Origin of the sequence: Flavobacterium rhamnosiphilum (assembly GCF_004349195.1) — a bacterium.
GTDB lineage: Bacteria > Bacteroidota > Bacteroidia > Flavobacteriales > Flavobacteriaceae > Flavobacterium > Flavobacterium rhamnosiphilum.
The window spans coordinates 276741-303404 of the sequence record NZ_SMLG01000002.1 but is presented as its reverse complement, the minus strand read 5'-3'; the positions used below and the strand labels follow the sequence as shown (position 1 = coordinate 303404).

Here is a 26664-nt window from a genome sequence, read left to right as displayed (position 1 = left end):
AATATTTGAAATGAAAAAAGAAGAACAGTACTATCTCTATTTAATACTATTTCATGTTTTTATTGGTGTATTGGTTTATGTCATTCCCTTTGCTTCTAAAATATACGGGTATTCTATTTTTGTTTTTGGCGTGTACTACATCATTAAAAAACAAAACCGGAATAACGAAGCCCTTATGGCTGCCGCTTATGTGGTGGGAAGTGAAGTTTTTTTGAGGATGACCGGCGGCAACCCATTGTATGAAATTTCTAAGTATGGTGTAATGGTCTTTCTTTTGATTGGGATGTACTATAGTGGTTTTTCTAAAGGCGCAACACCGTATTGGTTGTTTTTGTTATTGTTAGTTCCCAGTGTGGTTATTTCGACTTTTGCCTTGGATTTTGATACCAATATTCGAAAAGCCATCGCCTTTAATATTTCGGGTCCCGTCTGTTTGGGCTTGGCTTCCCTATATACGTTTAGGCGAAAAATTTCATTAGAACAAATAAATAGCGTCTTATTGAGTATGGGTTTGCCTATTATTAGCTGTATGGTCTACTTGACTTTGTATACCCCAAACATTCGTGATGTGATTACAGGTACCGATTCCAATTTTCAAACTTCAGGAGGCTATGGTCCCAATCAGGTAGCTACAGTCCTAGGTTTAGGGATGTTTATCTTTTTTTCCAGGATTATATTAGAGTCTTCAACTAAATTTATGTTATTAATAAATTTAATTGTTGCTCTAAATATTAGCTATCGTGGTATGCTAACGTTTTCAAGAGGCGGTATGGTCACTGGTTTTTTAATGATTGTTTTGTTGCTGTTTTTCTTGTATTTGAAATCCAATTATAGGGGAAAAGTAAAACTCAATTATACTATAGTGATGGTTGTTTTGGCTATGATGGCTACTTGGGGGTACACTTCGTTTCAAACTGGTGGGCTTATTGACAAACGCTATGCTAACCAAGATGCGAAAGGAAGGGTAAAAGAAAGTCGATTTACAGGTAGGGAAGAAGTCGCAATAAATGAAATAAACACTTTCTTGAAGAATCCTATTTTTGGGGTGGGGGTAGGAAAAGGTCAGGAAGTTCGGGAAGCTGAAACCGGTATTTTTATAGTGTCCCATGATGAAATCACCCGAATGCTTGCGGAACATGGTTCACTGGGGGTTCTAGGATTATTGATTCTGTTTTTTACACCGCTTGTTTTGTATCTGGAGAACAAGTTCAACATGTTTTTATTGTGTTTTGTTGCTTTTTGGTTTTTTACTATCAATCATGCTGCCATGCGTACCGCGGCGCCAGCCTTTGTGTACTCTCTGTCTTTGCTGAATGTGCAGTTGGGTTTTCTTAAAAGAAAGAAAGAGGATTAATTTGTTATTCTTTAATTTTATTAATGAAGTATGTTCTGAATCTATTTACCAATGACGTTTTTACTATATGGGCTTCTTCCTATAGTTATCGGAATACGCTCAGCCTGAGAGTTTGAATGTCATTTATATTGCTTTTTTTGTTTCATTATATTAATTAGATCTGAGTTGGTCACAGATTAATACGTTAAAAAGAAAATTTTGTTAAAAAAATTAACATATCTTAAATTTACTTCGACTCAAAAGTGTTAAATTGCATTCCTATACGTAAATATCACTCATGTTTTCAGTAGACAAGATTCATTTTGAAATATCAGAACGAAAGATGATTCTTCGCATTTTTGATGTGTTTTTTGTTTTGGGTTCTTTGTTTTTTGTTGGGAAAATATTTGATTTTGACTATTTTACTATGTCAACCAATAATTTATATTGGATGATTATCTTGGGAGTTTATATCAATCTTTTCGGAACTATTTTCGAAATGTATAATCTTCAGGTTGCCAGCAACCAATTTCTGGTACTGAAGAGTACCATTCTTACTGTTTCAACGACTGTTTTAGTGTATTTATTAACACCGTTTTATTCTCCGGTATTGCCCTCCAAAAGAATTCAGATTCTATTGTTTTATCTAGTTGTATTTTTGGCTTTGTTTTTATGGCGGATGTTTTACGTTACGTTTTTAGCCTCTAATCGGTTTCTTCAAAATGCAGTTTTAATATGTGATAAAGAACAAGTAGAAGAGTTGATTTCCGGATTAGAGCATATAGATCCCCATTATAAAATAATTGCGTTTGTCAATGCCGATGCTACTGAAGATGCAATAGCCGAATATCCTTATGTTAAAAATATAAAAAGAGAGGAGTTGTTTTTATTCGTGAAAGAAAACTCTATATCCGAAATTGTGATCGCTTCTCAAAAAACAGATGGAATTACTGCCGAGTTGTATCAGCAGCTACTTCGTTTACTGGAGTCGGGGAGTACAATTAGAGAGTATACCCAAGTGTATGAAAGTAAAACGCATCGTATTCCGGTACATTATATGTCCAGAGATTTTTACCGATTTTTTCCTTTTAGCAGAATCAATCACAATAAATTGTATTTATTAAGTGTCAGAATTTTTGAAATTGGTATCTCGATACTTGGATTATTCATTGGTCTGGTATTAATCCCAGTGCTGCTAATAGGAAATACAATAGGAAACCGAGGAAAGTTATTTTATACCCAAAAACGTGTTGGTAAAGATGGTGTGGTCTTTGAAATTTTAAAATTCAGGACTATGGTCAGCAATGCCGAATCTAACGGAGCTGTTTTTACCGCTACAAATGATTCGCGAGTAACAGTGTTCGGTAAATTTTTAAGAAAAACCAGAATTGATGAGTTTCCCCAATTTATAAATATCTTAAAAGGCGATATGGCCGTTATTGGTCCTCGTCCGGAACGTCCTTTTTTCGTAAAGGAAATTGCTGAAATAATGCCTTTCTACGAAACAAGACATATTATAAAACCGGGTCTTACGGGTTGGGCACAAGTAAATTATGCTTATGGAGCGACAATTGATGAAAGTTTGATAAAACTGCAATACGACTTGTATTATATCAAACACAGAAGTGTTTTTCTGGATTTGAGTATTGCTTTTAAAACAATTACCACCGTTTTGTTTTATAGAGGGCAATAGTATTATTTCCTGTTATCCCTATTATTATTATTATTATTATTATTTCAAAAAAAATATTTTAAATGATAATTGGAATGCGTTTTTTATTTTGAATTGCCAATCTGACCAAAATAATTCCGCTTGTAATTATTAATGGGAGTACCAATATCAAATGAGCTTTGTTGATTATAAAAAAGAAATAGATTCCTAACGACAGGATATTAAATAACGCCAGATTGTAAATTCCTTTTTTATTTTTTGTCCAATAAAAATAAAGCAACCCTAATAAGGTTGGATTAAACAGTAAAATATTATAGTTGTATCCTAATTCCAAATGTGACGAATAAAATCCGACAAACACAAAGAATATGCCTGTTACTGCCATTACGGTGAGGTAGAATAAATAGATACTTTTCTTTTTCATAAAAATAACAAAGCAAAGAAATACTATATACGTGTAGGGATTATTCCACCAAGAGAAGGGAACTTCATTTTCGAATTCCAGTATTGTTTTGTTTTCCTGCGCCAGCGGATGGTTCTGAAAAGAAACTTTCTTCAGGCTTTTTTGCAGTTCAAAAGGTAAAAATATTCGTGTCCCCAAACCATCCACTTTTTTACCAAAGATGATGCTGGTCCCTAATTTTTCGTAAAAGTGATTGTCAAAATACGGATAAAGGATGGTTCTGTAGGTGATGTCAGTATCTGCGTTTTTTACAATTGCGGTGATGCCTACTGTTTTATTGATGATGTCAACAACCATCGATGTGCAGTTTTTATCAATGAATTTATACGTATAATGACTTTCGCCCGAGGCCAATGAAGTATTCAGATTGTCAAAAAGTTTTTGTTTCAATGTAAAAGGAATATTCAATTCCTGCTCATAAACGGATCTTTTTTCATATTGGTATTGATTAATGAAATCAGGATAAGAGTGTGCTACGGCAAAATATTGTAAGTCCCCTTTTATGAATTTCATGACGAAATTCGGGGTGTTAAAATCAAAAGCACCATAATTGTATACCACATCAATTGCGTTGACTGTATCGCGTACCCGAATTGCGGTGTGTCCAAAAAGAGAATAGGATTCGTTACCCGTTCCGCAAGTAAGTACACTGACTTGTGTGTTTTTTGATAACTCGATGCTTTGACTAAAGCTATATAGGGATGAGAATAGTAGTGTGAAAAAAACTATTTTTTTTAAAGAAGATATATTCATTTGTTGTGGTATTGTTGTTTTTAAATTAATTTCTAAACATTCCCAAATCTACTTTAACCGAAAAAATATTGGAATACAAAGCGGCACTTTGGTCGCCCAAATCAGTTAGTGCATAATCAATCTGAATGCCTTTGTATTTGAATCCCAAACCGATATTAGGCTGAAAACCCACTTTTTCGGAATTGTCTAATTGTTGTACATTCTGGAAATTACCAACCCCTGCACGTACAAAGACCAAATCAGTATAGCCAAATTCAAGACCTAAAGCCGGATCGATACTGACAAAATCAGTCGAGATAAGATCATGGGTTTTAGTAAATCGCATATTCATGTTGGCTGCTGCCAAAATACTGTAATCGTATCGGATGATGAATTTTTTAGCGATTCCCAATTGTGCTTTTGGAGCCGTAATCTCAGTGCTCTCAGGTAATTCCTGGTTTTCTCCGGGTATGGAATTGGCAATTTTCTTGTATTCTTCTTCATCAATATTCCACACATTATAGGTTGTGGTTATATCCCGAAGCATTAGCCCAAATTGCCAGTTATTCTTTTCGAATTGCAATCCGACATCAAAACCAAAACCCCAGGAATTGGCAAATTTGCCAATAATTCGTCGGATAACTTTGGCGTTTACCCCATATTGAAACCCGGGAACAGGAAGTTTTCGAGCATAAGAAAAAGTGAAACCATAATCAGCCGTCGAAAAAAGACTGATTCTGTTGTAATCAATATTGCCTTGGCTGTCGATTAATTCCGTAGTATTTAAAATATCATCGACACCAAAACGGATTAATGAAATTCCCCAAGCACTCCTGTCATCTATAGGGCTTGCATAGGCCAAGTAATCGTATTGGGCAATATTAGCAAAATAATTAGCATGCATTAATGATACCTGATGATCCTCCAGATGAATCAGTCCTGCAGGGTTCCAATACCCGGAATTCACATCACCGGTAGCAGCTACAACGGTATTTGACATGCCTAATGCAGCCGCATCTACGCCGATATTCATAAACTCATTCGAGTATTTTCTAACGGCTTGACTGTAATTTAGAGTACTAACCAAAACCGCTGCTAATAGGAAGCTTTTTTTCAATGGGGTTATTTTTACAAACGAAAAGTCTGTTTAATTTTTATCAAAAATATAATTTTTTACTGAGCTTATTTCTTCCTTTGAGTAAATATATGCAAACAAGAAACCGCTATTAAAAAAACTCTATTAAAAACGTACTTCTCCTTGACTTATTATGCTAAATTTGCCAACTGTGGTTCACTAAATTTTACAACTATGACTATTAAAAAGCATATCCCCAATATCATTACTTTACTAAATCTTTTTTGCGGTTGTATCGCTTTGGTTTTTGCTTTTAACCAAGATTTTGAAATGGCATTTTATTTTGTTTGCTTAGGTATATTCTTGGATTTTTTTGATGGTTTTTTTGCCCGCTTATTCAAAGTTTCGAGTCCGCTTGGATTGCAGTTGGATTCTTTGGCAGACATGGTTACCAGCGGTGTTGTGCCGGGTTTAGTAATGTTTCAAATGATGATCGATCATTCATCAACTGCGCCAGTTGGTCATTTACAACTTTTTCCTTATTTAGGGTTTTTGATTGCCTTAGGTTCTTGTTACCGATTGGCAAATTTTAATATTGATACCCGTCAAACAGATTCTTTTATTGGTTTGCCAACGCCTGCCAATGCACTGTTTATTTTAAGTCTGCCTTTGGTTTTAAAATACACCGATTCTTTATTTATTGTCGAAATTTTGACAAATCAATGGGTTCTATTGGCAATAGCGTTATTAAGCGCTTACATCTTGAACGCTGAAATTCCTTTGTTCTCCTTAAAAATAAAAAAGTTCAATTTCAAGGATAATGTACTTCAAATTGTGTTTTTGATTTGTTCTCTTTTGTTATTGATTTTCCTCCAGTATTTAGGAATTCCTTTAGTCATTCTCTTTTATGTTTTGCTGTCAGTGGTGCATAATAAAATGCTGAAAAAGTAGTTTTTTTGAATGAAAAGAAAAACGGTCAGAAGAAAAACTACGGTAGTCCGTAAACCTAAAAAGAAAGCAACTGTTTTCTCCGGAAAGGTTTTGCGCTATTCTATTGTTGCTCTTTTTGTTGTACTGATAATTGCTGTTGGTTATCATTATCGAGATGGTTTAGCGTATTATTTTAGTTTTAAATCGGATAAAATTCTAAGAGAAGAAACAGAAGCCAAGCGCATTTCTGATGTTCGAAACTATCAGGTTTTAGAAAAACACGAAGAAAAAAGTATAGGTCTTGATGTTTCGGAATATCAAGGAAAAATCCGATGGACTTATGTAGATACTTTAGAAAATAAATATCCGCTGCATTTTGTGTTTATTCGCGCTACGGTTGGAAAAGACAGGAAAGACCGTCAGTTTAATAGGAATTGGCTTGGCGCCAAAGAAAATAAAATGATTCGCGGTGCCTATCATTACTATCGCCCCAACGAAAATTCATTGGAGCAAGCCAAGCTTTTTATAAAAACGGTAACCCTTCAAAAAGGAGATTTACCACCCGTTTTGGATATTGAAAAACTCCCGAAAAATCAGTCGATTGAAAATCTTAAATTAGGCTTGAAAAGATGGTTAAATGCTGTAGAATCGCATTACGGTGTAAAACCTATTATCTATACCGGCGAGCGGTATTATGATGATTTTTTGAAAGAAGAATTCAGTGATTATCTTTTTTGGATTGCCAATTATAATTTCTACAGGGAAGAAATAGCCGAAGATTGGTTGTTTTGGCAATTCACCGAAAAGGCATCAATCCCTGGGATAAAAGGAAATGTTGATGTCAATATTTATAATGGAGATTTGCAACAGTTGCGGTATATTACTGTGGAGTAGTTTTTTTAATGAGTAGTTTTTAGTGAATAGTGAAAAGAATTGTAGAATACTGATTACTTTTTTTAAACTGGACACTGACCCCTTTTTCTAAAACTCCAATTTTTTCTTTCTCAACTCGAAATTTTGTCCAAGATACACGCGACGTACCATTTCATCTTCTACTAATTCTTCCGGCATTCCCGCTTTTAGGATTCCACCTTCAAACATCAGATAGGTTTTGTCAGTAATAGCCAAGGTTTCCTGTACGTTGTGATCGGTAATAAGAATACCGATATTTTTATTTTTTAATTGCGCCACAATTCTCTGAATGTCTTCAACGGCAACAGGATCTACACCGGCAAATGGTTCATCCAGTAAAATGAATTTTGGATCTGTGGCCAAACAACGTGCAATTTCGGTACGACGGCGTTCCCCTCCCGAAAGTAAATCGCCACGATTGGTACGAATATGTTCTAAACTGAATTCTTCGATTAAACTTTCCATTTTAGCTTCTTGTTCAGCTTTGGTAAGTTTTGTCAATTGCAGTACACTTAATATGTTGTCTTCAATGCTTAATTTTCTAAAAACGGATGCTTCCTGTGCCAAGTAACCAATTCCCTGTTGTGCTCTTTTGTACATAGGATAATCGGTAATATTCAAATCATCCAGAAATATGTTGCCTGAATTTGGTTTAACCAATCCTACAATCATATAAAAAGAAGTTGTTTTTCCGGCACCGTTAGGCCCCAAAAGCCCTACGATTTCGCCTTGGTTTACTTCTACCGAAATGCCTTTTACAACACTGCGTCCTTTATAGGTTTTGATTAGATTTTCGGCTCTTAATTTCATACGTAGATAATATTTGTTTTTTATAGGAATATGGTATCGCTATTCTTTATTATTGTTTGTGATTTTGAATCATAGCGATTTCATATTCAGATTCTTCGATTTTTAGAAGGTTAGATTTTTAGACAAATAAACGAATAAACATATAACCAAAGTACCATTTAACAATTATTTCACAGCGGTTTCTTCTAGTGCTTCCCAGAATTCGTACGCTCTTCTTAAATGTGGTACCACGATAGTTCCGCCAACAAGTGTTGCAATTCCCATAGCTTCCATCATTTCCTCTTTGGTAACACCTTCTTTAAAGCTGGTTTCCAAATGATATTTTACACAATCATCACAACGTAAAACGGCCGAAGCTACTAATCCCAGTAATTCTTTGGTTTTTACATCCAGCGCTCCCGCTGCATAGGCATTGGTATCCAAATTAAAAATTCGCTTTACAATTTTATTATTGTCTGCCAATAATTTTTCGTTCATTTTAGAACGATACGCGTTGAATTCTTCAATTATATCAGCCATTTACCTTTTTTTGATTTTTTACTACTATTTTTGAAATTAAGATGCTTGCTTCATAGATTAACAACATCGGAATCGTTACAATTATTTGACTCACCACATCAGGCGGAGTAACTATCGCGGCAACTATCAGAATGATAATTACGGCATATTTCCAGTATTTTCTCAAAAAAACTGGAGTGACTAATCCTAATTTGGTTAAGAAATAGATAATAATCGGCAATTCAAAAAACAATCCACAAGCGATAACACTCGTCTTTACTAATCCAATGTAGGAATCAATACTAAACTGGTTTTTTACGACATCACTGATGGTAAACGTGGCGAAAAAGTTGACTGACATGGGCACAATTACAAAGTAGCCAAACAATACGCCCAAGAAGAAAAGCAAAGAAGACGAAAAAATAAAAAGTTTAGCATGTTTTTTCTCTGCTTCATATAAAGCAGGACTGATGAATTTCCAAACTTCCCATAGAATGAATGGAAAACCAAGAATAAAACCGGCTGTTACACACGTCCAAATCAAAACGTTAATCTGACCCTCCATATTCGTATTTTGAATGATGAAAGGCATTTCGGTTACGCAAATACTCTCAGCAAAACCCAAAGTGTGAGACAAATCACAAAAAAAACGGTAGGTAATAAAATTAGCATCTGTGGGGCCAAAAATGATGACATCAAAAATATAATCACTTATGAAAAAAGTGACGGTAGCCAAAATTAATATTGCAATTGTGCTTCGAACTAATAACCATCTTAATTCCTCAAGATGATCTAAAAACGACATTTCGTTTAGGTTTTTTTTTGCCATTATACTATTCCTTCTTTTAAAATATCGTGTAAATGTAATACCCCTTTGTACTCCCCATTATCTACAACAACTAATTGTGTGATGGAGAAGTCTTCCAAGATGTTCAAGGCATCTACAACCATAGCGGTAGATGGTATTAATTTGGGGTTTTTTGTCATAATATCTTTGGCGGTCAAATCAGCGAAAGAATCTCTATCGTTTAACATTCTTCGAATATCACCATCGGTAATAATACCGATAACTTTATCTTGATCGACAACCGCGGTTACGCCAAGACGCTTTTCCGAGATTTCGAAAATCACCTTTTTTATTGATGCATCTGGAGCAACCATAGGTTTTAGGGTGTGTTCTAACATGTCTTTCACACGCAACAATAATTTCTTGCCCAATGCACCGCCAGGATGGTAAATAGCAAAATCTTCGGCTTTGAAATCCCGCATTTCCATAAGGCAAACAGCAATTGCATCACCCATCACTAATTGTGCGGTTGTGCTGTTTGTTGGAGCAAGATTATTAGGACAAGCTTCAGCATCTACTGTGGTGTTCAAAACAAAATCAGAACCTTTAGCAAGAAAAGAAGTTGTATTTCCGGTTATTGCGATCAAAGTATTGCCAAAACGTTTTAAGAGTGGCACCAAAACTTTTATTTCAGGACTGTTGCCGCTTTTTGAAATGCAAATGACAATATCTTCATTTTGAACCATCCCTAAATCACCGTGAATAGCCTCTGAGGCATGAAGAAACAGCGATGGTGTTCCCGTAGAATTAAAGGAAGCTACCATTTTTTGGGCAATAATAGCACTTTTTCCTATCCCTGTAACCACAAGTCTCCCTTTGGAATTATAGATATTTTGTGTCGCTTCAATGAAGTTTTCATCAAGAAAATCAGTTAGTTTGGCAATAGATTGGCTTTCCGATAAAATAGTTTTTTTGGCGCTAGCCAATATATTTTCTTTAGATATCAAAACAGAATAATTAAAATTTGTATGTGTAAAAGAAATTTGTACCTTTAGGTGTTGCAAATTTATACAAAATACCACATAATAAAGAATGAATTCAAACGAAATTGACATACACAAAGAATTAAAGAAATATTTTGGCTTTAGCCAATTTAAGGGGCTACAGGAGCAAGTCATAAAAAGTATCCTAAACCAAGAGAATACATTTGTGATAATGCCCACAGGAGGAGGGAAATCACTTTGTTATCAATTACCCGCTTTGATTCAAGAGGGAACTGCTATTGTAGTTTCACCCCTTATTGCTTTAATGAAAAATCAAGTGGATGCCATCAGAAGTTTGTCTTCTGAAAATGGTGTTGCCCATGTTTTAAATTCCTCTCTTACTAAAACCGAAATTGCCCAGGTAAAAAAAGATATTACTTCAGGATTGACAAAGTTGCTGTATGTAGCACCCGAGTCTTTGACTAAGGAAGAATATGTGAACTTTCTGAAAAATGTTACCATATCTTTTGTGGCTATCGATGAAGCGCATTGTATTTCGGAGTGGGGACATGATTTTAGACCGGAATATCGGAATTTGAAACACATCATCAAGCAATTGGGCGATGTTCCTATTATTGGGCTTACCGCAACAGCTACGCCAAAAGTACAGGAAGATATTCTGAAAAACTTAGATATGTCTGATGCTACCACTTTCAAAGCATCATTCAACAGACCTAATTTGTATTACGAAGTACGTACTAAAACTAAAAATATAGAATCGGATATTATTCGTTTTATCAAACAACATAAAGGGAAATCAGGAATTATTTATTGCTTAAGCCGCAAAAAAGTAGAGGCTATTGCCGAAGTTTTGCAGGTTAATGGAATAAGTGCCGTTCCGTATCATGCGGGATTGGATGCTAAAACCCGTGCCAAACACCAGGATATGTTCCTGATGGAAGATGTAGATGTGGTGGTGGCAACCATTGCTTTTGGGATGGGAATTGACAAACCGGATGTGCGTTTTGTGATTCATCATGATATTCCAAAATCATTAGAAAGTTACTATCAGGAAACGGGTCGTGCGGGTCGTGACGGTGGTGAAGGACACTGTTTGGCGTACTACTCCTATAAAGATGTCGAGAAATTAGAAAAATTCATGTCGGGGAAACCCGTTGCCGAGCAGGAAATAGGATTTGCTTTGTTGCAGGAAGTTGTGGCTTACGCCGAAACGTCTATGTCCAGAAGGAGATTTCTACTTCATTATTTCGGAGAAGAATTTGATGATGTTAATGGCGAAGGCGCTGATATGGATGACAATGTTCGTAACCCAAAAACAAAAGTCGAAGCCATAGATGAAGTGGTGAAATTGCTGGAAGTGGTTCGAGATACCAAACATTTATACAAATCGAAAGAAGTTGTTTTTACGTTGATAGGCCGTGTCAATGCCGTTATCAAAGCGCATAGAACAGATACACAGTCCTTTTTTGGATGTGGTTCAGATCATGATGAAAAATACTGGATGGCCTTGTTGCGACAAGTTCTTGTTGCAGGGTTTTTATCGAAAGATATTGAAACCTATGGCATTGTGAAAATTACCAAGAAGGGATTGGATTTTATTAAAAACCGAGAATCCTTTATGATGTCCGAAGATCATGAATACAACGAATCTGAGGACGAAGCTATTGTAACCGCTTCCAAATCTACCGGAACTGCCGATGAATTATTGATGGGTATGCTGCGTGATTTGCGTAAAAAAGTCGCTAAGAAATTAGGCGTTCCCCCATTTGTGGTATTTCAAGATCCATCATTGGAAGATATGGCTTTGAAATATCCTGTTTCTCAAGAAGAATTGATTAATATTCATGGGGTTGGGGAAGGAAAAGCTAAAAAATACGGAAAAGAATTCTTAGAATTAATCAGCCGGTACGTAGCAGATAACGATATCATCCGTCCGGAGGATTTAGTGGTGAAATCTACAGGAGTAAATTCTGTAAATAAACTTTATATTATCCAAAATATCGACAGGAAATTATCCCTCGATGATATTGCTTCCGCAAAAGGATTGAAGATGGATGATTTAATCAAAGAAATGGAACAAATTGTCTATTCCGGAACCAAGCTGAATATAAAATATTGGATTGATGATATGCTTGATGATGATCAACAGGAGGAAATTCACGATTATTTTATGGAATCCGATTCGGATAATATAGAAAATGCACTCAAAGAATTTGATGGCGATTATGATATTGATGAATTGCGTTTGATGCGAATTAAATTCATTAGTGAAGTAGCTAATTAAAGAAGTGTTCAGTGTTCAGTTTTTTAGTGTTCAGTTGTTTATGTGTTAATTATGACTGATCACTAAAAAGCTGATTTCTGCAAACTAAAAAACTTCTCCTCGATGCGGTTTTAAAGCATCGCGAACCTGAATCATGTTTTCATCCGTTACCACCATAAAAGCGATGGCTAGCATTTCGCCTTGAATTTCAAATCCAGTTATATTCAACGGTAATTTTTCAATAGCGATGTATTCTTTCAAATGAATTTCATGGTGTTCCGCTGTTTTTGCAGCAGCCGGACCACGGAAATCCCATATCAGTTTTATTTTTCTGGACATTTTTCTCTAAGATTAATAGGTTAACTGTTTAATGGGTTAACTGTTTTGGAGGGACAAAGTTACAAAGTCTAATTCGAAAATAGGCCAATTTGAAAATTTGAAAATGGATTCTCCTTTCAATAACAAGAAGTCAGTACAAAATACTACTTTTGTACCTGGATTATTTTAGACATTTTTAAAAGTCAAATAATCTAAAAATCGAATAATCTAAAAAAATGCCCCAAGAACTCTTATTACAAGTATCACCGGAAATTGCAGCAAACGATATGTTGTTGAAAAATCATTTGTCGAAACAAATTAAGGTTTCTGTAAATGAAATTCAGCATGTTTCTGTCTTAAAAAGATCTATTGATGCACGTCAAAAAGCTATAAAAATCAATCTTAAGGTTGTAATCTATTTAAAAGGAGAGCCTTTTCAAGAGCAAAAAATACAACTTCCGGATTATGGTAATGTAGCCACGGCTCAAGAAGTAATCGTTGTTGGCGCAGGACCTGCGGGACTTTTTGCCGCATTGCAATTGATAGAATTGGGTTTGAAACCAGTAGTTATTGAACGTGGAAAAGACGTTAGAGGCAGAAGAAGAGATTTGAAAGCCATCAATGTGGATCATCTTGTGGATGAAGATTCTAATTATTGTTTTGGCGAAGGTGGAGCAGGAACGTATTCGGACGGGAAGTTATACACGCGTTCTAAAAAAAGAGGTGATGTAACGCGAGTTTTGGAATTATTTGTTGCTTTTGGAGCTTCAGAGGATATCTTAATTGAGGCGCATCCGCATATTGGAACGAATAAATTGCCTCAAATTATTCAGGATATTAGGGAGAAAATTATCGAATGTGGCGGACAAGTTTTGTTTGAAACCCGATTGACGGATATTTTAATAAAAAACAATGAAGTGCAAGGTGTCGTTACTCAAAAAGGGGACACGATTCTTGCCAATAAACTCATTTTAGCCACAGGGCATTCGGCTCGTGATATTTTCGAATTATTAGACCGAAAGCAAATTTTTATCGAGGCCAAACCTTTTGCCTTGGGAGTAAGGGCAGAGCATCCTCAATCTTTGATTGACAGTATTCAATACAGTTGTGATTATCGTGGAGACTTTTTACCTCCCGCTCCATATTCTATCGTGAAACAAGTAGGAGGAAGGGGAATGTATTCCTTTTGTATGTGTCCTGGCGGCGTGATTGCACCTTGTGCCACAAGCCCTGGTGAAGTGGTTACTAATGGTTGGTCGCCATCCAAAAGGGATCAGGCTACTGCCAATTCCGGAATTGTAATTGAATTGCAACTGGAAGATTTTAAACCTTTTGCTAAATTTGGTGCTTTGGCCGGAATGGAATTCCAAAAAAGTATCGAGCAAAAAGCATGGCATCTGGCTGGCGAAAGTCAAAAAGTTCCTGCACAACGTATGATTGATTTTACGCAAAGCAAAGTTTCCTCGGATATTCCGAAAACATCTTATGTTCCAGGAACGACTTCAGTAGAAATGGGACAGGTTTTTCCTGGATTTTTAACGCAAATATTGCGAGAAGGATTTACTGAATTTGGAAAATCGATGCGTGGTTATTTGACAAATGAAGCTATACTTCACGCACCAGAATCAAGAACGTCTTCGCCAGTGCGTATTCCCAGAGATCCACTGACGTATGAGCACGTTCAAATAAAAGGCTTGTATCCTTGTGGAGAAGGCGCGGGTTATGCCGGCGGAATTATATCTGCCGCTATTGATGGAGAAAAATGCGCGTTGAAGATAAAAGAGTGTATAGGAAATTAATTTCCGACCTACTTACATAAAACACACTTAGAATATCGTGTTACTATTGAAAAGACTCTACTAAAAGGCAGTCTAAAAATTTTAGGCAGTTGTTTTTGATTTGTCAATAAATTCAGGACTTTAGTAAACAAAGAGATTAAGAGTGATATTTAGTAAGTAACTCGATTAATTTTTCAGACGATACAACCCTTTGTTTTTAAAGAAGCAGCCTGAATAAGGGCTGCTTCTTTAGTGTTTTTTTAAAATAGGATTGGATTATTTTTTCTTGGCAGGTTTTATTTCTGTCACAACAATCTTGAATGTTGTAGTTCCTGTGTTTTTTGCCTTGTGCGTTACGGGTGGGAAATACAGTACGTCTCCTGCTTTGATATTGGATTCGGTTGCCGGCATGCCTTTTTCTGTGATCTGAATTTTACCACCGGTCAAAGCATACACGGTGTGATGAGGATGGCTATGCCATGGCATTGTTGCGCCTGGGGCAAATTCAGCCGACATGACCCTCACTTTATCATTCTCAAGGAGGATTTTTTTATACACTTTCGGACCAGCTTTCATAGGATCTTGTGCATACACACTTGAGCTCATCATCAGGAATAGTCCAATGAGCAGAGACATTAAAATCATTTTAATTGCTTTCATTTTATTTCATTTTTTTGATTATACATTAAGGTAGACAATGTTTTATTGTCCTTTTTTTTAAGAGCAGTTTTTATTTTAACTTCATTCTTGATGGATGTTGACTTCTGCCGAAACACCATTTTTAATTATGAATAAGAAATTCGATGACACCGTAACAAGTGCTTTTTAATTTATTGACAACTTCTATGCGGTTTTTTGCATGGCACGGTTCAATTAAAAAGGAAATGCCAATTCTTCTGGACGGTGCAAACTTTTGCATAGCGATTCATTTGGAATATCGAAGCGCGATAAATGGCTTTTTTGGGGAACCACTAATTTACAAAAAAAATAGATAAAATATTAAATAGAGACTCTTTTTTTTATTTAAATAACTGATATTTAGTGACTTATATTTAATAAGGGTTGATGGTGTGAAAAAATCATAGAAAAATCCGTTTCTAAAAATTTAAAAACGGATTTTGTATATCAATTAAAGCTAGATAAGATGTTTTTTACTTTGTTCCTGATGCTGTAGGAATCGTTTTGGCTTTATTGCATTCCATATTGTAAAATTCAACTACTTCTTCAATGTCATTTTTTGTATAGGTTTTGTTTTGTATTCTTTCAACAAGTACAGGGCAATCTTTAAAGAAATCGGAAGCTGCATTTTTGAAGTTTTTACTAATGTTACCAAATGAAGTTATTTTGAAAACTTCACTTTCTCCTTCATGATTGATGTAATAACTGGTTATATTTCCACCACCATAGGACATACCGCCAAAACCTCCAGCAGTATTCATTGCGCCTGGAGCATAATAAAACCCTGACGCGTCACTTTTATATAAATTAACTGTTCCTTCAATGATTACTTTTAACCATTGCTCAAAGTTGTTTTTTAACTTTTTGTATTTGTACGTTTCATTAGTTCCTTTTTCATTCATTTCGATTCTGTCAATCAGTGTTGCTTCATAAATAGTGCTTTCACTATCGCTATTTAATTTAAACTTGATATTTCCGTCAGTTTTAATTTTACCTAATCCAGTTATTGAAGTGTTGTCTTTTAAATAAATTGTACATCTTTGGCTTTGTGAAAATCCTATTGAAAAAACAAATAAAAATGATACTATGATTGCCTTTTTTAAATTGAAAACTAAGCTGTAGTTATTGTTCATGTACTTCTAATTTAATGAGATTTAGGGTTGTTTTTTCAAATGTAAAGATGTGCTTTCTACTTTTTTTGGATTGCAAAGAAAGAAAATAAAAGGATGAAATAGGATTTTGGTACTACAAAAAGTAAAGCGAAACTAACTTTTTATACCTCTAAATCTAATGGTCGTAACTGATTACTCTTGATATTTTCCATTGATTGTCTTTTTTCTTCCAAATCATAAGAAATTTAAAGGTTCCAATTTCTTCTTTTCCGTTTTCCATATGTCGGAATTCGTGTACGCCAATTTCAATCGCTCCATAGTCTTTAATCGGATGGACTTCCAGGCTTCCTTTAACCAATTTTCGGGTTAGTTTATTTTCGTTTTTAAACATATTCGAAAAATTGGTAAAAACGGTTTCATAGGTAAGTAATCCACCATTGTCTTGAAACCATTCTAAATCTTCGGTAAATAAAGATTTGAATTTTTCGAATTCTTTCTTATTGAACGCTTCAAACATAATCTCGTCCATTTGTTCGATTTCCTTATATAGTTCAGCTGAGGTTGGCGCTACTTTTTTTTCTTGTGCAGTTGCAGTATTAAAAAAAGCTAAGGCAAAAATTAGATTTAAAAAATAGTGAAGTTTAAATGTGTTCTGTTTCATAATGTTCAAAATATTTTGGAGGCGCACATGATTTCTGCAATCCTTATTATTATGGTTTTAACGTTTGTTTTCCTCAAATATTTATAAAAGAGTCTGATAGGGTAAAGTTGCATTTATTTTATTGAATAACAATTCTCTTTTTGAAGTTAATATTGCTTTAGTTATTTGAAGCTGTTTCGTTTCGCTTGGAATCGTTTTATTCGAATTAATGCCTTTTTTCAAATGATTGATGACAACCTCGTAATCATGCCATTTCCCAAGTAAATCGGATAAAATATTTTTGTCTGGCAATGATTGGTTTTGTGATGCGCAATTTAGGATTTTTTCATTGTATTGGTATGTTTTTAAGCGTTTGCGGAAAGTGTGCATTTGCGTTTTTTTAAAGTTGGTTTTGCACATTAATTTTTTAATTGCTCTTCTCCTTTCATCCATGTAGCGATTCATCTTTTTTTTACTTGTTTTAGCTAGCATGGGAATAATTTTGCGATACTTTTTTTTTAATTTTCGAACGAAGTTCTTATTAACAATAGAGAAGAAGCGCAGCAGTTCTTTGGTTTCGAGTTTTTGTAAACGATTTCTGTATGCTTGTAGCAAATGGGAATTGGGTTGTTCAGCAAGCAAGTATTCTTCTATTTGAAGTTCTCTTATTTTTCCTGCTTGTTTAAAAATAAGTCTAAAAGGTCTGTAAATTCTTTTGTGCTTAAATTTTTTGGAACAATAGTTTAGCAAATCAAATAAAGCGTTCATTTTCTTGATTTCTACTCGAAGGGTATGAAAAGTTTCCGGAGTAAAGGATTTTGGAGATTTTTCTAAAATAAGGTTTACGGCACTTTTTCGTATTTTAAAATATGTTCTAAGTGCTTTCATCTTTTATAAAATAGTTGTTTTAGAATAAAAAAAGGATGATAATTACAACAATGAATACGTTTAGAAAGACGTAAAGAAGTTTGTTTTTGGGTTTAATTTTTGTCAAAAAAATCTTCTTTTCTTCAAATTCTTCTTTTGTAATTTCTCCTCTTGCAAATCTTTTTTTAGAATATCCAATGGAGTTTCATTTTTTGTCCGTTAGGTGTGATTTAGTGTTTAAACGGTTGAAAAACAGTATAAATATATGAATTTTAGAGCAGTAAATCAATTTGTTATATTAGATTTTTTATGCAGATAGACAAAAAAACGTCTCATTGTAGTGAGACGTTTTGTAATTTTTTTATTTTGGAATTGACAATACTTCGGTAGTGCATTTGTTTTTTATAATCACTTACTTTTTTTAGTATCCATTTCCATATAATCGATAGTTAAATCTGACATTGCTTTCATCCCTAATACAAAACCACTTTCGTCAATATAAAAATCAGGAGTATGATGTGAGGCAGTTTCAGATGGATTTTTGCCTTTAGGCATTCCGCCAAGAAAAAAGAAAAGTCCTGGAACTTTGTCTTGGTAATACGAAAAGTCTTCAGCTCCAGTTGCTGCGGGTGTTAACACAACATTGTTTTTCCCTGCTACAGCTTCTAATGTTGGTACCATTTTTTCGGTCAATACTGGATCGTTGTAGGTTATAAGGGTCTGTTTTGTGATGCTCACTTCGGCAGTAGCTCCGGCACTTTCTGCAATATTAGTGGTTATTTGTTTTAATCTGTTGTGAATCATTTCTTGCACTTTACTATCAAGGGTACGAATGGTACCAGCCATTTCGAGTTCTTCAGGAATAATATTGCTTCTTACGCCGGCCGTAACTTTTCCGACACTAACCACAGCCGCAGATTCAGTAAGGTCTACATTGCGACTTACAATAGTTTGTAAACCCAATATTATTTGGGAAGCCGTAACGATAGGATCCACTGACTGCCATGGACTGGCACCGTGCGATTGTTTTCCTTTTATTTTTATTTTGAACCAGTCCGATGAAGCCATCGCTCCTTTTGGTCGGTAATTAATTTTGCCTACTTCGGTTTGTGCGCTGATATGCAAGCCAAAAATAACATCTACTTTTGGATTTTCAAGAACGCCTTCTTTTACCATTAGTGCGGCTCCGCCTTCTTCTCCTTCGGGCGCTCCTTCTTCTGCTGGTTGAAAGATAAACTTGACAGTTCCGTTTAATTCACTTTTGATAGAAGCTAAAATTTCAGCAGTTCCCATCAAAATAGCGATATGGGAATCATGCCCGCATGCATGCATGACGCCTACAGGCTGGCCGTTATATTCGCCTTCAGCTTTTGAAGCAAAAGGGATGTTTACTCTTTCTTTAACCGGTAAGCCATCCATGTCTGCCCTAAGAGCCACAACCGGACCGGGTTTTCCGCCTTTTAAAATCCCCACAACTCCAGTTTTAGCCACTCCGGTTTGTACCTCGATACCCAAAGAGCGTAAATGTGCCGCTATTTTTTCGGCAGTTTTAAATTCTCTATTTCCTAATTCCGGGTTTTGGTGAAAGTCTCTTCGCCAAGTAATAACCTTGGATTCTAAAGAAGCTGCCTTTTGAGCAATGGTAGCTTTTAGCGCTGTATTTTGAGCAGATGCAAAAATGGAGAAAGTAAATAGGCCTGCAAAAAGAATAATTTTTTTCATTAGTTGTGGTGTAAAGTTATGGTTCCATAATAGCAATTATTTCAAATGAAATTCAACCTATTTTTGGTATTCAATAAGGTCAGTTAAAAACAAATATAGCAAAATTATTTTGCCCTGCAGCAATTTAAATAGTAGCGTAAAGTGTCTTGCTTTAAGTAGGATATAAAAAAAACCGCCTTGTTTGCGGTAACAAGGCGGTAGCTTAATAATTTATTTTTTCTTCTTTAATCGGCTTTTAAAAAGCTTTTCGAATTTTTCCATTTTGGGTTGGATTACCATTTGACAATAAGGTTGATTTTTATTGTTGGCATAGTAATTCTGATGGTAGTCTTCAGCTTTGTAAAATTTAGTCAACGGTTCCAATGTTGTAACTATTGGATTGTCATAAATCCCAGCTTTTTTCATAGCATTAATAATCGTTTGCGCTGCTTTCTTTTGTGCTTCATTTTTATAAAAAATGGCTGAACGATATTGCGTTCCTACATCGGTACCTTGACGGTTAAGTGTAGTTGGGTCATGCACTGTAAAGAAAACTTTGAAAATCTCATCCAGATTTGTTACGTTTTGATCATAGGTAATCTGAACTACTTCGGCATAACCGGATCTTCCGGTAGAAACATCCTCATAAGTAGGATTAGCGATTTTTCCGCCTGCGTATCCTGATACCGCCGATTTTACTCCAATCAGATTCTCATAAACGGCCTCAACGCACCAATAACAACCACCGGCCAATGTAATGGTTTCAAAATTGGATTGTTTTTTTGTTTTATCAGTTGTGCTGTTTTGTCCAAACATGCCTAATGAAGTTAATAGTGCAATTAAAAATATATTTTTCATCTTATTTAGTATCAGGGATAAAATCAAGTGCGATAGAATTCATACAGTATCTTTTTCCGGTTGGTGCAGGGCCATCATCAAAAAGATGTCCTAAATGTCCGTTGCATCTTCCGCAAAGAGCTTCAATTCGTTCCATTCCAAGAGAATTGTCGGTTTTGTAAATAACACTGTTTTTGTTGTCTTGTTCGAAAAAGCTTGGCCAACCGCAGTTACTTGAAAATTTGGCGCCAGAACGAAATAGTTTGTTGCCACAGGCGGCACAATAATAGGTTCCTTTTTCATCCGTGTTCCAATATTTTCCTGTAAAAGGTCTCTCCGTGTCCGCATTACGGGTTACTTCATAAACATCTTCTGGTAAAACTTTTTTCCATTCGGCATCACTAACATTAAGTTTTGTCGTGTCTGTATTTGAATAATACGGATTTCCGGGTTTGTTGATGAGATTTTCCATTGTGATAGATTTTTTTGTACGGTCTTTTTTGTTTGTCGTTTGTCCACAAGCAGTGAACATGATTAATGGAAGCAAAAATAATACGCTTAAAAAACGGGTTGTTGTTCTCATGATTTTCTTTTTATAGTACAAATGTAAAGCGCTTTTGAATCGAAAAATGTCGACTACTTTGCAAATTAATAGTTATTTAAGTACGTTTTAACTATCGTTATTTACGGGTAAAAGGTATATTTGGATTTAGAATTAACAAAACCTTAATTAATATAAAATAGGTCTATCCGTATTCGTAATCAATACCAACAATAATTTTGCCACAGATTTCCACAGATTTTTTGTTTGTATAAATTGGTGTAATCGGAGTTTCATTTCATTAATAGCTCTGGAGCTCTGCCCCGAGGTAGTCTATTCTGTGCAAATCTTTTAAATCTGTGGCAGAAAAATAAAGTTTATCTACAAAGCTTACCGTCATATTTATACAATCATTCGCATGTTGACAAGGTGTTTTTTGAACCCTGCTTTCTCATACGCTTTAATTGCCGAAGAGTTGTCATTGTATACGTCCAGTCTAAGTTCAAATACATCCTGCAGGTTGCACCATTCTTTGAGCGCTTCAATAATTTTAGCGTTTACTCCTTTTCCTCTGTGATTAGCATCCGTGTACATGAATCCTAAATAGGCATAGTTCAGATGATTCAAATAAGGCTTCGCGGTCTCTATTCTAGCATATCCGGAGCCAACAAGCTCTGAATCAATTTCGGCTACCAATACTTCTATATGTGGTGCTGAAATCATTTTTTCAATATCATAATAATGTATTTTTTCTTCTTTTAAAGTAGGGTCAAAAGGACGTTCGGCAGTAATAATTCCCTGTTCGAATTCAAGAAGTTTTTCTAAATCGTTGCGATGTGCTTTTCGGATGGTTATAGTGTGCATGGTGCTATTTATAATTTGGTATAAAAATACAAAAGAATCTTTGAAAGTATGGCGTCACTTTTATTTGGACAGCCCTGAAATAATTCCGCTTCAACAAATCGAAACAGAACGTTAAAGCCCCCGTACCTAATTATCTTTTTTGTATTTTTGACCAGTAATAGATTTATATGTTAGAAGAAAACGTAATATTAGTTAATGAAAATGATGTGCAAATAGGGTTGATGCCTAAGCTTGAAGCACATGAAAAAGCGGTTTTGCATCGTGCTTTTTCAGTTTTTGTTTTAAGCAGTAAAAATGAAATCATGTTGCAGCAACGGGCACATCAAAAATACCATTCCCCTTTGCTTTGGACCAATACCTGTTGCAGTCATCAGCGCGAGGGAGAAACAAATATTCAAGCAGGAAGCCGAAGGTTATTTGAAGAAATGGGTTTTAAAACAGAACTCAAAGAGCTCTTTCATTTTATATACAAAGCTCCTTTTGATAATGGTTTGACGGAGCATGAACTCGATCATGTCATGATTGGTTATTATGATGAAGCGCCTGAAATAAATACTGAGGAAGTAGAAGACTGGAAGTGGATGAAAATTGAGGATGTGAAAATTGATATGGAAGTTCATCCGGAGTTGTATACCGTTTGGTTCAAAATTATCTTCGATGAGTTTTATCATTTCCTTGAGGAACATAAAATATAAGATTGCAAATAACGGTTCAAAAGTGTATTAACATAAAAAAATTTCAGATTTCGCAACTTTGAGAAATCTGATCCCGAAGCTTCGGGACTAAAATCTGAAATTATGAAAGTTACTATTTCACGGAAAGCCCATTTTAATGCGGCACATAGATTATACAGGAAAGATTGGACTTTCGAACAAAACGATGCTGTTTTCGGGAAGTGTAACAATCCTAATTTTCACGGGCATAACTATGAATTGACAGTAAGCGTAACCGGCGAAATTGATCCGGAAACGGGTTATGTAATGGATGTGAAATTCTTGAGTGATATTATTAAAGAGGATGTTGAGGATCAGTTTGATCATAAAAACCTGAATATTGACGTACCTGATTTTCAGGATTTGAATCCAACTGCCGAAAATATTGTTGTGGTAATTTGGAATAAAATCAGAAAAAGAATCAAGCCTGAGTTTGAATTAGAAGTTGTTCTTTACGAAACACCACGAAATTTTGTAACCTACAAAGGCGAATAATGGGACTAAAAGTAGGCGATACGATCCCCAATTTCAAAGCGAAAGATGCAAACGGCAATGATTTTGACAGTCAAAACATGGTGGGGCACAAGCCTCTCGTTATTTATTTTTATCCAAAAGACAATACGCCAGGCTGCACCGCTGAGGCATGCAGTTTTAGAGATCAATATGAAGACTTCACAGCCTTAGATGCTGAGGTAATAGGAATCAGCAGTGATAGCGTCAGTTCACATCAACAATTCAGTAAACAATTTAAACTGCCTTTTATTCTTTTGTCAGACAATGACAAGAAAATTAGAAACCTTTTTGGAGTTCCCTCTGGATTGTTTGGATTGCTTCCAGGAAGAGTGACGTATGTAACGGATAAAAATGGAGTTATTCAAATGATATTTGACAGCATGCTGGCCACCAAACATATTCCTAAAGCGCTCATAGCTATTAAAAAATTAGTTTCATAGAGTAGGTCAATCAGTTAAGTTGACAAAATTTGTAAATAAAAAAACATGAATCCAAAAATATACCCCTTACAATTTGAACCCATTTTAAAAGAAAGAATTTGGGGCGGTGAAAAACTAAAAACACTACTTAATAAACCAATTACGTCAACAATCACTGGCGAAAGTTGGGAGTTGTCTACAGTTGAAGATGACGTAAGTGTTGTGGCCAACGGAGAATGGAAAGGGAAATCATTGACGGCAATTATTAATGGGTTTCCTGACGAAATAGTAGGAACGGAAGTTCATGCCAGATTCGGAAAACAATTTCCGTTGCTTTTTAAATATTTAGATGCTCGCGAAGATTTGTCCATACAAGTGCATCCTAATGATGAGTTGGCTAAAAGACGCCACAATTCCTTTGGTAAAACCGAAATGTGGTACATCATGCAAGCTGATGATAATGCCAGAATTATTGTGGGTTTCAAAGAAAAATCGAATGCCGATGAATACTTAGAAAATCTAAAAAACAAAACCTTGCTTTCTATTCTTGATACTGTAAAAGTAAAATCAGGCGATGTTTTTTTCTTGGAAACTGGAACGGTTCATGCGATTGGTGCCGGATTAGTGGTTGCCGAGATTCAACAAACTTCTGATATTACCTATCGTCTCTATGATTTTGATAGAGTAGATGCCAATGGAAATACTAGAGAATTACATGTTGATTTGGCTTTAGACGCCATTAATTACAATAAAGTAGAAACTAAAAAAGAGTATACTAAGAACATAAACGATTCAAATGAAATTGTTGATTGTCCTTATTTTACGACGAATTTTATTCCGTTAGACGGAGAAATTTCGGTTTCTAAATCTGGAAAAACCTTTACGGTATATATGTGTACAGAAGGATCATTTGAACTGGAGTACAACAATTCAAAATTGCAATATAAAAAAGGAGATACTGTTTTGATTCCTGCCGCTATGAACGCATTCATTCTCAATGGAAAAGCTTCAATTTTAGAAATTTACATTTCATAGTCGGTAATAGAAAGATTATGTGTACTTTTGCAGACGCAAATTAAAATTCAAATTTTAAAAAAATAAAAATGGCAAACGTTAAGAATTTAAAAAAAGACATCAACTACGTTTTAGGAGATATTATTGAAGCAGTTTACTTGTTCGAAATTTCTACAACAGGAAAACCAACAACAGAAACTAATGATTTAATTGATGAAGCTATTGCTGCTTTTGACGCTTTAATCACTAAAGTGAACGCAAAAAAGGTAGAAGATAAAAAAGCACACTTCAAACAAATCAATGTTGAATTGGAACAAACTGCTAATCAATTGATTGCTAAAATCAACGAATTGTAGTCAAAAAAAAAGCGAAAAAAGTTTGAATTTGTTTTGGAAAATAGAAATTCAGACTTATATTTGCACCCGTAATGAGTCGCCAGCGTAGCTCAGTTGGCTAGAGCAGCTGATTTGTAATCAGCAGGTCGTGGGTTCGAGTCCCTCCGCCGGCTCTTTAATAAAACCACTTAACTTTTGTTAAGTGGTTTTTTGTTTTTGATAAAAATGAGAATTCAATTCCGTTTTAATTGAATGTCATAATTTTTTTGTTAAATTTGGTATCTAACCTAAAAAATAAATTATGGAAGAGCATTCAGTTATTGAGAATTTTGAAATGAAACTAAATGAGTCTGCAAAAGACTTTTTAAAAGAAACAGCAAAGTGGGCTTATTTTTTATCAATTCTTGGTTACATAGGAATTGGTTTTATTGTTTTTGCAGCTTTATTTGCCGGTACATTATTCTCAGCTATGGGGAAAATGAATCCAGCAATGGGAATGATGGGTTCTTCTTTTGGAATAGTGATGGCTGTCGTTTATTTGCTTATTGCGGCACTTTATTTCTTTCCGGTGTATTACTTGAATAAATTTGCATCTAATGCCAAAGCAGCGTTTAATAACAACGATTCCGAAACACTGACTACTTCTTTAGGATATTTAAAATCACATTACAAATTCATTGGAATTATGACACTGGTAATTTTCTCTCTGTATCTTTTAATGTTTGTAGGGATGATTGTTACCGGAATAGCTTTTAATAACGCTTAAACAGCTTTTATATATGGTAATGATGAGGTTTTGTTCGGCAGGCCTCAGGATTACTATTCTTCTTTATAAAATAAAAAAAAATCATCTTGTTATACAGCAAGATGATTTTTTTTATTCTAATTATGGAATAGAACGCAGCCTTTAGAACTGTTTACTTCTGGTTCTTGATGCTGGCAATATATTCCGTCAGTTTTTTGCCATAAAGCGATTGTGCTACTTTAGGTGACATTGATTTTTGAATTGTATCTAAATATTTGATATTGATATCATAGATTTCTGATAAGGCGATATAAGGCGCCACTTCGAATTTTCTGTTGTTTAATGCAAAATTAGTGGCGAACAAATACTTTCTTTTTATGTTTGAATCTTGTTTTGCACTCAGGCTATCAACTGCTTTTGTGTTTTGACTTTTGATAGCATTAAATTTTTGTTCAATCAAAGTAAGACTTTCATCTGTAAAACGGGTGTTAATCTTTTTATACTCTTCAAATATTTCGTGATTTTTTGACCCTTTAATTTTGGCATCAGACAAATAACGATCTAAACTCGTTTCAATAGTTATGTTTCCTGGCTCAGCAAAGAAGGATAAATTATTATCCAAGGAATTGCTCACGCCTCTGTCTAAGAACAAATAAAGCATTTCAGGTGATTTTAGGTCCAGATCACTTTCGAATGTAGAACTTCCGTCGATATTGATTGTGTCAATAGCTACCAGTGTAGTATCAACAATTCGCTGGATATACAAAGTCCCTTTTTTTAATCCTTTAATATTTCCGGTAATATGTAAATTAGTTTTTGATTCATTCTTGTCACAAGATGACAATAGGATGAGTGTAACGAATGCAATAATAGATTTTTTCATGTGAAGTTAAAATTTGATTTTTTGGAACATGGTATCGCCATTCTTTATTATGATTTGTCCCGTCCCGAAACTTCGGGATTAGGATTGAATCATGACGATTTCATTGGTGTTTATATTTTGGCGCAAAATAAAGAAAATTGTTGGAATGATTTTGGTAACGCGTTCAAATTTCACAAAAAAAATCCCAATTTATTTCTAAATTGGGATTTCCTGAATCATTTTTAAAA

Annotated in this window: 30 protein-coding genes and 1 tRNA gene; 14 read left to right on the top strand and 17 right to left on the bottom strand. The window is 34.9% G+C overall.

The window, feature by feature from the left end; genetic code table 11:
- Positions 1–10: 10 nt before the first annotated feature.
- Entirely contained in the window at positions 11–1354 is a 1344-nt protein-coding gene (locus tag E0I26_RS04905) for an O-antigen ligase family protein (protein ID WP_131915376.1), read from the top strand.
- Positions 1355–1631: 277 nt separating this feature from the next.
- A complete protein-coding gene (locus E0I26_RS04900) occupies positions 1632–3026 on the top strand; it encodes an exopolysaccharide biosynthesis polyprenyl glycosylphosphotransferase (RefSeq protein WP_131915375.1) in 1395 nt (464 codons plus the stop codon).
- A gap of 58 nt (positions 3027–3084) precedes the next feature.
- Here the strand turns inward: E0I26_RS04900 and E0I26_RS04895 are convergent, their stop codons facing one another.
- Together E0I26_RS04895 and E0I26_RS04890 are read right to left on the bottom strand one after the other, a co-directional pair.
- On the bottom strand, positions 3085–4221 hold the full coding sequence (locus E0I26_RS04895) for a lipoprotein N-acyltransferase Lnb domain-containing protein (protein ID WP_131915374.1): 1137 nt from the start codon (positions 4219–4221) through the stop codon (positions 3085–3087).
- 25 nt (positions 4222–4246) lie between these two features.
- Complete coding sequence (locus E0I26_RS04890; protein WP_449404232.1) at positions 4247–5317, bottom strand: putative type IX sorting system protein PorV2; 1071 nt, start codon at positions 5315–5317, stop codon at positions 4247–4249.
- Positions 5318–5509: 192 nt separating this feature from the next.
- On the opposite strand from E0I26_RS04890, the gene E0I26_RS04885 reads away from it, so the two are divergent.
- Positions 5510–6226, top strand: coding sequence for a CDP-alcohol phosphatidyltransferase family protein (locus tag E0I26_RS04885; RefSeq protein ID WP_131915373.1), 717 nt, complete (start codon positions 5510–5512; stop codon positions 6224–6226).
- Positions 6227–6235: 9 nt separating this feature from the next.
- The gene (locus E0I26_RS04880) at positions 6236–7099 is read left to right on the top strand and encodes a glycoside hydrolase family 25 protein (protein WP_131915372.1); all 864 of its coding nucleotides are present in this window, start codon (positions 6236–6238) and stop codon (positions 7097–7099) included.
- Between the two features lie 87 nt (positions 7100–7186).
- Here E0I26_RS04880 and lptB read toward each other — a convergent pair whose 3' ends face one another.
- From lptB to E0I26_RS04860, 4 genes are all read right to left on the bottom strand, one after another.
- Positions 7187–7927: an LPS export ABC transporter ATP-binding protein gene (gene lptB, locus E0I26_RS04875; protein WP_131915371.1), complete on the bottom strand. Its 741-nt coding sequence runs from the start codon at positions 7925–7927 to the stop codon at positions 7187–7189.
- Between the two features lie 165 nt (positions 7928–8092).
- Positions 8093–8446 (bottom strand): carboxymuconolactone decarboxylase family protein, encoded by a 354-nt coding sequence (locus E0I26_RS04870; protein WP_131915370.1) that lies wholly within the window; start codon positions 8444–8446, stop codon positions 8093–8095.
- Positions 8439–9254 (bottom strand): twin-arginine translocase subunit TatC, encoded by an 816-nt coding sequence (tatC, locus tag E0I26_RS04865; protein WP_131915369.1) that lies wholly within the window; start codon positions 9252–9254, stop codon positions 8439–8441. Before tatC ends, E0I26_RS04870 begins: the two co-directional genes overlap by 8 nt.
- Positions 9254–10219, bottom strand: a complete 966-nt coding sequence (locus E0I26_RS04860; protein WP_165929406.1) for a KpsF/GutQ family sugar-phosphate isomerase — start codon at positions 10217–10219, stop codon at positions 9254–9256. Before E0I26_RS04860 ends, tatC begins: the two co-directional genes overlap by 1 nt.
- Positions 10220–10304: 85 nt before the next feature.
- Between E0I26_RS04860 and recQ the strand changes: the two genes are divergently transcribed.
- A complete protein-coding gene (recQ, locus tag E0I26_RS04855) occupies positions 10305–12500 on the top strand; it encodes a DNA helicase RecQ (RefSeq protein WP_131915368.1) in 2196 nt (731 codons plus the stop codon).
- 84 nt (positions 12501–12584) lie between these two features.
- Here the strand turns inward: recQ and E0I26_RS04850 are convergent, their stop codons facing one another.
- Entirely contained in the window at positions 12585–12818 is a 234-nt protein-coding gene (locus tag E0I26_RS04850; protein ID WP_131915367.1) for a hypothetical protein, read from the bottom strand.
- A 215-nt stretch (positions 12819–13033) separates the two neighbouring features.
- On the opposite strand from E0I26_RS04850, the gene E0I26_RS04845 reads away from it, so the two are divergent.
- Positions 13034–14596, top strand: a complete 1563-nt coding sequence (locus tag E0I26_RS04845; protein WP_131915366.1) for an NAD(P)/FAD-dependent oxidoreductase — start codon at positions 13034–13036, stop codon at positions 14594–14596.
- Positions 14597–14851: 255 nt separating this feature from the next.
- Here the strand turns inward: E0I26_RS04845 and E0I26_RS04840 are convergent, their stop codons facing one another.
- The 9 genes from E0I26_RS04840 to E0I26_RS04800 all read right to left on the bottom strand — a co-directional run bounded on the left by E0I26_RS04840 (position 14852) and on the right by E0I26_RS04800 (position 21815).
- Positions 14852–15235: a cupin domain-containing protein gene (locus E0I26_RS04840; protein WP_131915365.1), complete on the bottom strand. Its 384-nt coding sequence runs from the start codon at positions 15233–15235 to the stop codon at positions 14852–14854.
- A gap of 491 nt (positions 15236–15726) precedes the next feature.
- Entirely contained in the window at positions 15727–16386 is a 660-nt protein-coding gene (locus E0I26_RS04835; RefSeq protein WP_131915364.1) for a hypothetical protein, read from the bottom strand.
- Between the two features lie 154 nt (positions 16387–16540).
- Positions 16541–17026, bottom strand: coding sequence for a nuclear transport factor 2 family protein (locus tag E0I26_RS04830; RefSeq protein WP_131915363.1), 486 nt, complete (start codon positions 17024–17026; stop codon positions 16541–16543).
- A gap of 81 nt (positions 17027–17107) precedes the next feature.
- On the bottom strand, positions 17108–17893 hold the full coding sequence (locus E0I26_RS04825) for a CHAD domain-containing protein (RefSeq protein WP_131915362.1): 786 nt from the start codon (positions 17891–17893) through the stop codon (positions 17108–17110).
- A gap of 19 nt (positions 17894–17912) precedes the next feature.
- Positions 17913–18071: an SHOCT domain-containing protein gene (locus tag E0I26_RS16715; RefSeq protein ID WP_131915410.1), complete on the bottom strand. Its 159-nt coding sequence runs from the start codon at positions 18069–18071 to the stop codon at positions 17913–17915.
- Positions 18072–18280: 209 nt separating this feature from the next.
- Positions 18281–19594: an amidohydrolase gene (locus E0I26_RS04815; RefSeq protein ID WP_131915361.1), complete on the bottom strand. Its 1314-nt coding sequence runs from the start codon at positions 19592–19594 to the stop codon at positions 18281–18283.
- Positions 19595–19804: 210 nt separating this feature from the next.
- The gene (msrA, locus tag E0I26_RS04810) at positions 19805–20431 is read right to left on the bottom strand and encodes a peptide-methionine (S)-S-oxide reductase MsrA (protein ID WP_131915360.1); all 627 of its coding nucleotides are present in this window, start codon (positions 20429–20431) and stop codon (positions 19805–19807) included.
- Position 20432: 1 nt separating this feature from the next.
- Positions 20433–20993, bottom strand: coding sequence for a peptide-methionine (R)-S-oxide reductase MsrB (msrB, locus tag E0I26_RS04805; RefSeq protein ID WP_131915359.1), 561 nt, complete (start codon positions 20991–20993; stop codon positions 20433–20435).
- A gap of 360 nt (positions 20994–21353) precedes the next feature.
- Positions 21354–21815 carry a GNAT family N-acetyltransferase gene (locus tag E0I26_RS04800; protein WP_131915358.1) on the bottom strand — a complete coding sequence of 154 codons (462 nt, stop codon included), beginning with the start codon at positions 21813–21815 and terminating at the stop codon, positions 21354–21356.
- Positions 21816–21982: 167 nt separating this feature from the next.
- On the opposite strand from E0I26_RS04800, the gene idi reads away from it, so the two are divergent.
- The 7 genes from idi to E0I26_RS04765 all read left to right on the top strand — a co-directional run bounded on the left by idi (position 21983) and on the right by E0I26_RS04765 (position 25575).
- The gene (gene idi / locus E0I26_RS04795) at positions 21983–22510 is read left to right on the top strand and encodes an isopentenyl-diphosphate Delta-isomerase (RefSeq protein ID WP_131915357.1); all 528 of its coding nucleotides are present in this window, start codon (positions 21983–21985) and stop codon (positions 22508–22510) included.
- Between the two features lie 102 nt (positions 22511–22612).
- Positions 22613–23023, top strand: a complete 411-nt coding sequence (locus tag E0I26_RS04790; RefSeq protein WP_131915356.1) for a 6-pyruvoyl trahydropterin synthase family protein — start codon at positions 22613–22615, stop codon at positions 23021–23023.
- Entirely contained in the window at positions 23023–23481 is a 459-nt protein-coding gene (locus E0I26_RS04785; RefSeq protein WP_131915355.1) for a peroxiredoxin, read from the top strand. The genes E0I26_RS04790 and E0I26_RS04785 overlap by 1 nt, the downstream gene beginning before the upstream one ends.
- Positions 23482–23526: 45 nt before the next feature.
- Positions 23527–24495 carry a type I phosphomannose isomerase catalytic subunit gene (locus E0I26_RS04780; RefSeq protein ID WP_131915354.1) on the top strand — a complete coding sequence of 323 codons (969 nt, stop codon included), beginning with the start codon at positions 23527–23529 and terminating at the stop codon, positions 24493–24495.
- A 68-nt stretch (positions 24496–24563) separates the two neighbouring features.
- Complete coding sequence (locus tag E0I26_RS04775; RefSeq protein WP_029286506.1) at positions 24564–24830, top strand: hypothetical protein; 267 nt, start codon at positions 24564–24566, stop codon at positions 24828–24830.
- A 78-nt stretch (positions 24831–24908) separates the two neighbouring features.
- Positions 24909–24982 (top strand) — tRNA-Thr (locus E0I26_RS04770).
- 128 nt (positions 24983–25110) lie between these two features.
- Positions 25111–25575 carry a hypothetical protein gene (locus E0I26_RS04765; RefSeq protein ID WP_131915353.1) on the top strand — a complete coding sequence of 155 codons (465 nt, stop codon included), beginning with the start codon at positions 25111–25113 and terminating at the stop codon, positions 25573–25575.
- Positions 25576–25726: 151 nt separating this feature from the next.
- Here the strand turns inward: E0I26_RS04765 and E0I26_RS04760 are convergent, their stop codons facing one another.
- Positions 25727–26437 (bottom strand): DUF4369 domain-containing protein, encoded by a 711-nt coding sequence (locus E0I26_RS04760; protein ID WP_131915352.1) that lies wholly within the window; start codon positions 26435–26437, stop codon positions 25727–25729.
- 21 nt (positions 26438–26458) lie between these two features.
- On the opposite strand from E0I26_RS04760, the gene E0I26_RS04755 reads away from it, so the two are divergent.
- Complete coding sequence (locus E0I26_RS04755; RefSeq protein WP_131915351.1) at positions 26459–26662, top strand: hypothetical protein; 204 nt, start codon at positions 26459–26461, stop codon at positions 26660–26662.
- Positions 26663–26664 lie beyond the last annotated feature (2 nt).

Bases quoted from the DNA above. Each gene is read 5' to 3' on its own strand.
- E0I26_RS04905 (WP_131915376.1), top strand. From the start codon at position 11: ATGAAAAAAGAAGAACAGTACTATCTCTATTTAATACTATTTCATGTT.
- E0I26_RS04900 (WP_131915375.1), top strand. From the start codon at position 1,632: ATGTTTTCAGTAGACAAGATTCATTTTGAAATATCAGAACGAAAGATG.
- E0I26_RS04895 (WP_131915374.1), bottom strand. From the start codon at position 4,221: ATGAATATATCTTCTTTAAAAAAAATAGTTTTTTTCACACTACTATTC.
- E0I26_RS04885 (WP_131915373.1), top strand. From the start codon at position 5,510: ATGACTATTAAAAAGCATATCCCCAATATCATTACTTTACTAAATCTT.
- E0I26_RS04880 (WP_131915372.1), top strand. From the start codon at position 6,236: ATGAAAAGAAAAACGGTCAGAAGAAAAACTACGGTAGTCCGTAAACCT.
- lptB (WP_131915371.1), bottom strand. From the start codon at position 7,927: ATGAAATTAAGAGCCGAAAATCTAATCAAAACCTATAAAGGACGCAGT.
- E0I26_RS04870 (WP_131915370.1), bottom strand. From the start codon at position 8,446: ATGGCTGATATAATTGAAGAATTCAACGCGTATCGTTCTAAAATGAAC.
- tatC (WP_131915369.1), bottom strand. From the start codon at position 9,254: ATGGCAAAAAAAAACCTAAACGAAATGTCGTTTTTAGATCATCTTGAG.
- recQ (WP_131915368.1), top strand. From the start codon at position 10,305: ATGAATTCAAACGAAATTGACATACACAAAGAATTAAAGAAATATTTT.
- E0I26_RS04850 (WP_131915367.1), bottom strand. From the start codon at position 12,818: ATGTCCAGAAAAATAAAACTGATATGGGATTTCCGTGGTCCGGCTGCT.
- E0I26_RS04845 (WP_131915366.1), top strand. From the start codon at position 13,034: ATGCCCCAAGAACTCTTATTACAAGTATCACCGGAAATTGCAGCAAAC.
- E0I26_RS04840 (WP_131915365.1), bottom strand. From the start codon at position 15,235: ATGAAAGCAATTAAAATGATTTTAATGTCTCTGCTCATTGGACTATTC.
- E0I26_RS04835 (WP_131915364.1), bottom strand. From the start codon at position 16,386: ATGAACAATAACTACAGCTTAGTTTTCAATTTAAAAAAGGCAATCATA.
- E0I26_RS04830 (WP_131915363.1), bottom strand. From the start codon at position 17,026: ATGAAACAGAACACATTTAAACTTCACTATTTTTTAAATCTAATTTTT.
- E0I26_RS04825 (WP_131915362.1), bottom strand. From the start codon at position 17,893: ATGAAAGCACTTAGAACATATTTTAAAATACGAAAAAGTGCCGTAAAC.
- E0I26_RS04815 (WP_131915361.1), bottom strand. From the start codon at position 19,594: ATGAAAAAAATTATTCTTTTTGCAGGCCTATTTACTTTCTCCATTTTT.
- msrA (WP_131915360.1), bottom strand. From the start codon at position 20,431: ATGAAAAATATATTTTTAATTGCACTATTAACTTCATTAGGCATGTTT.
- msrB (WP_131915359.1), bottom strand. From the start codon at position 20,993: ATGAGAACAACAACCCGTTTTTTAAGCGTATTATTTTTGCTTCCATTA.
- E0I26_RS04800 (WP_131915358.1), bottom strand. From the start codon at position 21,815: ATGCACACTATAACCATCCGAAAAGCACATCGCAACGATTTAGAAAAA.
- idi (WP_131915357.1), top strand. From the start codon at position 21,983: ATGTTAGAAGAAAACGTAATATTAGTTAATGAAAATGATGTGCAAATA.
- E0I26_RS04790 (WP_131915356.1), top strand. From the start codon at position 22,613: ATGAAAGTTACTATTTCACGGAAAGCCCATTTTAATGCGGCACATAGA.
- E0I26_RS04785 (WP_131915355.1), top strand. From the start codon at position 23,023: ATGGGACTAAAAGTAGGCGATACGATCCCCAATTTCAAAGCGAAAGAT.
- E0I26_RS04780 (WP_131915354.1), top strand. From the start codon at position 23,527: ATGAATCCAAAAATATACCCCTTACAATTTGAACCCATTTTAAAAGAA.
- E0I26_RS04775 (WP_029286506.1), top strand. From the start codon at position 24,564: ATGGCAAACGTTAAGAATTTAAAAAAAGACATCAACTACGTTTTAGGA.
- E0I26_RS04765 (WP_131915353.1), top strand. From the start codon at position 25,111: ATGGAAGAGCATTCAGTTATTGAGAATTTTGAAATGAAACTAAATGAG.
- E0I26_RS04760 (WP_131915352.1), bottom strand. From the start codon at position 26,437: ATGAAAAAATCTATTATTGCATTCGTTACACTCATCCTATTGTCATCT.